Genomic DNA, 2,028 nt, shown 5'->3' with positions numbered 1-2,028 from the left:
GGGGCGCCGGCGGCGCTCGGCGGCTGACTGGGCGGCGAGGGCGCGTTGCCGCTCGCGCCGGGCGATCTGCGCGCGCCGGCCGCGAAAAACCGCGAGGAGGGCGACCAACAGGAAGGCCGCCAGCAGGATCGGCGCGTGCAGGATCATCTCCGAGCCGATGTCGATGGCCTTGTTCCGCAGTCCGGAACTGCCGTCACCGGTGGAGGGATCGAGATAGCCGACGCCGATCGTGATGAGCGCGTACACCAGCGGCGGCATGATCACGACGCCGATCAGATCGTCGGTGTGGACCCGCATCGCCACGAGTACGCAGGCGCCGATGAACAGCGTGCCGAACACGTACTTCAGCGAGCCGAAGGCGACCGAGTCGACGATCGCGCCGACGCCGCCGACAACGAGCACGATGATCCCCGTACCGAGCGCGGTCAGCCCTCGCCTGCTGCCGGTGAACAGCGTCGGCGGCGGCGCGCTCGCGCGGCCCCGTGCGCCGCGGACATACGGATCGTCGAACCTGTCGGCGCGCACGGATCTACCCGGCGGCCCGGCTGACTGCCGATGCGGCGGCACACTCACGAACGCAAGGTACCGCCCGGGGATTTCGAATGCGTCAGGACGATGCATCAGAGCGCGGCATCGGTCCCCGCGTCGGAACCTTCGGTGGTCGAACCACTGCTTTGCGTCGTCCAGTCATTGTCTTTCTGGTCGTTTGACCCCGATGTCCTCCCCGCCGCTTCTGGCCAGGTCCGATATCCGACATCCCCAGTTCCGTCGGCGGTCGGCGCCGCCGGCTGCTCGGGCAGGCCGGGGTCGGGCAGGCCGGAGTCGGGCAGGCCGGAGTCGGGCAGCAGCTCAGCCGCGGACAGTGCACGCACGCCGGACTCCACCGGCGCGGGGCTCGGCAGCGCCGCCTCGACCACCTCCATGGCGGCGAGCCGGCGGGCGGGGGTGAGCACCCGGCTTTCCAACGAGCCGACGGTCGCGTTGAAGTCCCCGACCGCCCGGCCCAGCGAGCGGCCGAGCCGGTCGACGTGTTCGCCGAGCGTGCCCAGCCGGGTGTAGAGATCCCGGCCGAGCTCGAAGATCTCCCGGGTCCGCGTGGTCAACGCCTCCTGGGTCCAGGCGTGCGCGATGGTCCGCAGCATCGCGATCAGCGTGGTCGGGGTGGCGATGATGACCTTCCTGGCGGCGGCGTGTTCCAGCAGGCCCGGATCGTGGTCGAGCGCCGGGGCGAGGAACGCCTCGGCGGGTACGAACAGCACCACGAACTCGGGCGAGGACGGCAGCCGCCGCCAGTACGACTTGGCGGCAAGCCCGTCGACATGTGCGCGCAGGTGCCGGGAGTGGGCGGCCATCCGCCCGGCGCGGTAGGCCTCGTCGGTGCTCTCGGCGGCGTCGAGGAAGGCGGCCAGCGGGACCTTCGCGTCGACGACGACGTTGCGCCCGCCGGCGAGGTGAACCACCATGTCGGGCCGAAACGGGCCGTCGTCACCCTGGACGGTCATCTGCTCGGTGAAGTCACAGCGGTTGACCATGCCGGCCACCTCGGCGACCCGGCGTAACTGCATCTCCCCCCACGCGCCGCGGGCCTGCGGGCGGCGCAGGACCGTGACCAGCGCCGCCGTCTCGGAGCGCAGGCTCTCCGACGCCTCGCGGGCGAAGCGCACCTGCTCCACGAGCGCCGCATACGCCTCCGTGCGGGCCGTTTCCAGCTCGTGCAGCCGGCTCTCCATCCGTCCCAGGGCGTCGCGCAGCGGGGTGACCATGCCCTCCACCGCCGCGCGGCGGGCGTCGAGATCGCCGCGGGCGCGGGCGCCGGCCTCGTCCAACCGGGCCGTCGCCAGCTCCACGAGCTGGCGACTCGCCCCCTCCAACGCCTGCGCGGACAGGGCCCGGAAGCTCTCGGCGAGCCGCTGCTGGCTCTGCTCGACCAGGGCGACCCGCTCGGCGGCGGCGCGCCGCTCGTACTCCAGCGCCGTGCGCAGGCCGGCAACGTCCGACTCGGCCAGCTGGGCCCGCTCGGTGCTCGCC

General features: G+C 72.6%; 2 protein-coding genes. Both read right to left on the bottom strand.

What is annotated here, in order from left to right; translation table 11 throughout:
- On the bottom strand, window positions 1-621 hold a 621-nt coding region (locus ND748_RS30735; protein ID WP_251749796.1), incomplete at its 3' end, for a DUF6542 domain-containing protein.
- Window positions 621-2,028, bottom strand: a 1,408-nt coding sequence (rmuC, locus tag ND748_RS30730; protein ID WP_251749795.1) for a DNA recombination protein RmuC, incomplete at its 5' end; no start/stop codon positions are given. The genes rmuC and ND748_RS30735, both read right to left, overlap by 1 nt.

Source organism: Frankia sp. AiPs1 (assembly GCF_023716945.1).
Classification (GTDB): domain Bacteria; phylum Actinomycetota; class Actinomycetes; order Frankiales; family Frankiaceae; genus Frankia.
This window is presented reverse-complemented; position numbering and strand designations above follow the sequence as displayed.